This is a genomic window from Methylobacterium trifolii, assembly GCF_022179685.1.
GTDB lineage: Bacteria > Pseudomonadota > Alphaproteobacteria > Rhizobiales > Beijerinckiaceae > Methylobacterium > Methylobacterium trifolii.
Genome location: NZ_BPRB01000284.1, coordinates 1 through 4964, shown reverse-complemented (window position 1 = coordinate 4964; position 4964 = coordinate 1). Strand labels below are relative to the sequence as shown.

Below are 4964 nucleotides of genomic sequence, written 5' to 3'. Positions count from 1 at the left end.
CGAAGCCGGATCGGCCGCGAGACGCTTCGCGGCTTCGACGGGGTGCCGAACATCAGCACCAAGATGCTCGACGTCCTCGAACCCACGCAGATCGAGGCCGTGATCGGCAGCCTGCCTCGCATAGACGTGCTGTTCGACTGCGCGGGCTACGTCCATGCCGGCACGGTGCTGGACGCGAGCGACGCGGATTTCGACCTCGCCGTCCGCCTCAACGTGCGTTCGCAGGTCTGGACGATCCGCCCGGTCCTGCCGCGGATGCTGGAGAACGGCTCCGGGAGCAACTTGAACATGGCGAGCGTGGCGAGTTCGGTGCGCGACCTGCCGAGCCGGTTCGTCTACGGCCTGACCAAGGTGGCGGTGGTCGACCTGACGAAATCCGTCGCCGCCGACTTCGTCGGCCGCGGCATCCAGTGCAACTGCATTTGCCCCGGCACCGTCGACACGCCCTCTCTCGCCGACCGGCCCCTCCGGCTTTTGCCGATCCTCGCAATCGGCCCGATCCGCGCCCAACCGGCCAAGTCATCCGCTGTTTTGTCTTTAGACGAAGAACCCACAAACAGATCTCATTGGGAGGCTGGAGAGTCGCCACGCGGGCGTGGGTATCGGACCGTACAAGAAACGAATGATTTACCGACGTGCATTGCTCGTCACATAATCAAGCGATAACCATATTTTGTACAACCAGAAGTTGATATATGGATCATACTGATTGTGTTTACGGTTCCATCGTCTGCTCGCGTCGATTGTGTCCCTCCCCGGCGCTTGGGCCTCCCCAGGCGATCGACAGCAATCGGTTGGTTGATTCGCAAGGAACGACATCATGGACCAGACTGCGAGCGAGGCTGAGCGTCTGTCCGCACTTCGCGAGCTTTCCATCCTGCGCACGGAGTACGAGCCGCATCTCGATGCCGTTTGCCGAACGGCCTGCCACCTCTTTGCGGTTCCCATGGCGCTCCTCCTGTTCGTCGACGAAGCGGCTATCTGGTTCAAGGCGCAGTGCGGGGTCATGGGCGACGAAATCGCGCGCGAGGGCGCATTCTGCGATCTGACGATTCAGGGGCAAGCGGGCCGAGCCCTCGTGTTTCGCGACCTGCTCAGCGACGCACGGACGATCGAAAGCCCCCTCGTCACCGGCGAGCCGCACGCACGCTTCTATGCGGGCGTCCCGCTGTCGCTGAAATCGGGGCTCAATATCGGCACGTTCTGCATCATGGACACGGTGCCGCGACCGGATTTCACGGATGCACGGATCCGTCAGCTCGAAGACCTCGCACTCATCGTCGAAGCGCATCTGCGCCTACATCAGGCACATGTCCGAAGCGAAGGCGAATCGGCGGCACGAGAAAAAGCCGAGCTTGCGACACGTCAAAGTGAACATCGATTTCGTCTTCTGGCGGAGACGACGACCGACGTCATCATTCTGTCCGACCTCGATACCAGGCGCCTCTACGTATCGCCGTCGGCTGAAGCGGTCTTAGGTTTTCCGCCGATGGAGTTGATCGGCACGACGCCGCTGGACTTCGTGCATCCCGACGATGCCGAGGCCTACGAGCGTGTCCTGAATGACCTGACCAGCGCCCGCATCAATCATGCATCCACCTGTCAGCGTTATCGTCACAAGGACGGGACCTGGCTCACGATGGAAGTCGCCCAATCCCTGGCGCGTGATCCAGTTAGCGGTCTACCCACGGGATACGTGACGTCCCTCCGCGACGTGACCCATCGCAAGGCGACCGAGGATGCGCTCCGTCTGAGTGAGGAACGGCTTGCGCTCGCCCTCGAAAGCGGCGGGGACGGATTATGGGATTGGAATGTCACGACGGGAAAAGTACAGCTGTCGAGTCATTGGCTCTCACTGCTCGGCTATCGAAGTGGAGAACTCGCACCGCACATCAGCTCTTGGCAGGATCTGGTTCATCCCGACGACGCCTTACGATCCCAGAAATTGCTGTTCGAACATTTCAATGGTTTGAACGCAAGCTACGAATGCGAGTATCGCGTGCGTGCTAAGGACGGGAACTATATTTGGACACTTGCGCGTGGAAAAGTCGTCAAGACGACCGAGGATCGACATCCCGCCCGGATGGTCGGAACGTTGATCGACATCACACATCGCAAGGAGAGTGAACAGCGGATCGCGTTCATGGCACACCATGATGCACTGACCGGCCTGCCGAACCGCACATTGTTTTGGGAGTGCCTCAACCAGGAGATTGCGCGTGCCGCCCGGCAGCGGGGGACCTTTGCAGTCTTCGCGTGCGATTTGGATCGCTTCAAGTCGGTCAATGACAGCCTGGGTCATCCGGCCGGCGACGCCTTGTTGCGGATCGTGGCAAAGCGATTGACATCGACCATTCGGGAAGGGGACACCGTGGCACGGCTCGGGGGCGACGAATTCGCCTTCATCTTGCGCGAGCTGGATGCGTCACATGATGTGATGCAGATGGCATCCCGGATTATCGAGGCGGTCAGCCAACCGATCAATCTCGACAGTCATCTCGTGACCATCGGCGCGAGCATCGGCATTGCGATCGGGGGGGACGATGACTCCGATGCCGATCGGATTTTCAAGCACGCCGACATTGCCCTGTATCGAGCCAAGGCCGGAGGCAGGAACACGCATCGCTTCTATGAAGATGGCATGGATGCCGATGTCTCTGCACGAAACCGACTTGAAAATGACATGCGGTTGGCGATCAAGCGCGGCGAATTCCATCTGCTGTACCAACCGATCGTCAGCCTTTCCGGCGGAAACGTCATCGGATGCGAAGCGCTTACGCGTTGGCAGCATCCACATCGAGGCGCGATCTCGCCTGCAGAGTTCATCCCTGTGGCCGAGGAGACCGGCCTGATCGTTTCGCTCGGTGCGTGGGTCCTGCGAGAGGCTTGTCTGGCGGCCGCGTCCTGGCCGGACCATATCAGCGTTTCCGTCAATGTGTCAGGTGTTCAGTTTCAGCAGTCCGGTCTTGAAGACACCATCATGATGGCTCTTTCGGATTCGGGCCTCGCGCCGCATCGCCTCGAGATCGAGATTACTGAAAGCGTGCTGATGCAAGACTTTGAGGCAGTCAGCAAGACACTCAGGCGTCTTCGCAATCTTGGCGTCAGTGTCGCGCTCGACGATTTCGGCACGGGCTATTCGAGCCTGAGCTACCTTCACAAGTTCAAGTTCGACCGCTTGAAGATCGACAGTTCGTTCATCCGTCAAATCGAAAAACCCGATGCCATGGCAATCGTGCGTGCGATCGTAGGCTTGGGCCGTCATCTCGAGACGGGCATCACTGCGGAGGGCGTCGAGACGGAAAGACAACTCGAATACGTTCGGAACGAAGGCTGCACCGACGTTCAGGGTTTTATTTTTGGCGAAGCCATTTCGAGTAGTGCGCTGATAGATTTTGCAACCGATAAAAGGCGGTTGCTCGTGGCGTGATGAGGACTCGCAAAGCATTCATAGGGATGTTTGCTTTCCGGGTAGAGTGGATTATCGGACCAGCACCGCCAGGGTCGAGCGTACGGCATCGGGCTCTGCGGGGTGGACGTGACGGCCGACCACTCCATGGCGCCGTGTCGATCGGGCGGTCCCTCACGGCGCAGGTCCGACCCGGGCCGGCGGAGGCGTGAGCGCGGGCAGGCGCGGCGCTGCGCCGACCGGCGCAGCGGCCCGCAATCGGCTGTCGAGAAGATCGCCGCTGTTGCGCAGGATCGGGTAGGCGGCCGCCGCGACCAGATGGTCGTTGATCCGCTTGAGATCGCGCAGCAGGTCGAGGTCGATGGTCCAGGCGGCATCGTCCCGGGCCGGCTCCTCGCGAAGCCATGCGACGTGAGCGGCGACATGGGTGTCCTCGAGAAGTCGGAAAGCCCGCTTCTCGGCTGCCAGGCGCCGGGCCGCGCGGTCGTCCTCGGTGACGAGCAGCGAGGCCGCGTTGCGCAGGTTCGCCGACAGCCGGTCGAGGAGACGGGCGAGGTCGAGGGCGTTGGCGGACGCCGCACCGAGCCTGCGCCGCCTGCCGATCTGCGTCGCGACGTTGCGCGCCAGGACATCGCCGGCATGCCCGATCTGGATGGTGAAACTCATCAGGCCGGCGAGCCGACGCTCCTCGGCCTCGTTCAGGGCGTCGGCGTCGAGCCTGGCGAGATAGCGCTGCAACCCGGCGCCGAGACCCTCGATCTCGCGCTCTGCGGCCCGCATCCGCTCGGCGGCGGGGCCATCGCCCGACAGCAGGTGGATGGCGTCGCGCAGCATGACCTCCAGGATGTCGGCCATGCGCAGTGCGTGGCGGGAGGCGTCGCCCAGGGCCATCGAGGGCATCTCGGCGTGCGCGGCATCGAGCGACAATCCGCGCGCGGCGCCGGGCGGCGCCTCCACCTCCGGCAGCATCCGGCGGAGCAGCGCGGCGAGGGGCCCGAGCAGCGGCAGGGCGGCGAGCGCGAGGGCCGCGTTGAAGGCGAGGTGGAAGTCGGCCACGGCGACGCGCGGACCTCCGGCTATAGCCTCGACGAGCGGCGTGATCCGGCCCAGCAGCGGCAGCGCGACGAGGCAGCCGCAAAACCGCACCAGCAGGTTCCCGAGCGCCACCCTGCGGCCGGCGGGCTCGCGGGTCGCGATCAGCGGATTGAGGGCGCTCCCGAGATTGGCGCCCAACACCAGGGCGAAAGCGGTCTCTGGCGGGACCATGCGCTGCCCTGCGAGCGCGGCGACCAGAAGTACCACCGCGACGCTGGAATGGGCCGCCCAGGCGAACAGCGCGGCGAGCAGTAATGTGATGACCGGATCGGCCGCGACGATACCGAGGATCGCCCGCATCCCGGGTGCTTCGCCGTAGGGTGCGAGCGTCTCGACCATCCGCACCAGTGCCAGCAGGACGAGCCCGAGGCCGATCGCGATCCGCCCGATCGCTCTGCCCTTCGCCCCCGAGGCCCGTGCTCGTGCTCGTCGGAGCGGTCGCCTTCCGCCGGGCCTCGGG

The 4964-nt window shown here is 63.4% G+C and carries 3 protein-coding genes; 2 read left to right on the top strand and 1 reads right to left on the bottom strand.

What is annotated here, in order from left to right; all coding sequences use genetic code 11:
* Positions 1-666 (top strand): SDR family oxidoreductase (locus COGEMETH_RS22010; RefSeq protein ID WP_238184823.1); only part of this gene is annotated, 666 nt, incomplete at its 5' end.
* Between the two features lie 154 nt (positions 667-820).
* Positions 821-3430, top strand: a complete 2610-nt coding sequence (locus COGEMETH_RS22005; protein ID WP_238184822.1) for a sensor domain-containing phosphodiesterase — start codon at positions 821-823, stop codon at positions 3428-3430.
* Positions 3431-3583: 153 nt separating this feature from the next.
* Here the strand turns inward: COGEMETH_RS22005 and COGEMETH_RS22000 are convergent.
* A partial coding sequence (locus tag COGEMETH_RS22000; protein ID WP_238184821.1) for a Na/Pi cotransporter family protein occupies positions 3584-4964 on the bottom strand: 1381 nt, incomplete at its 5' end.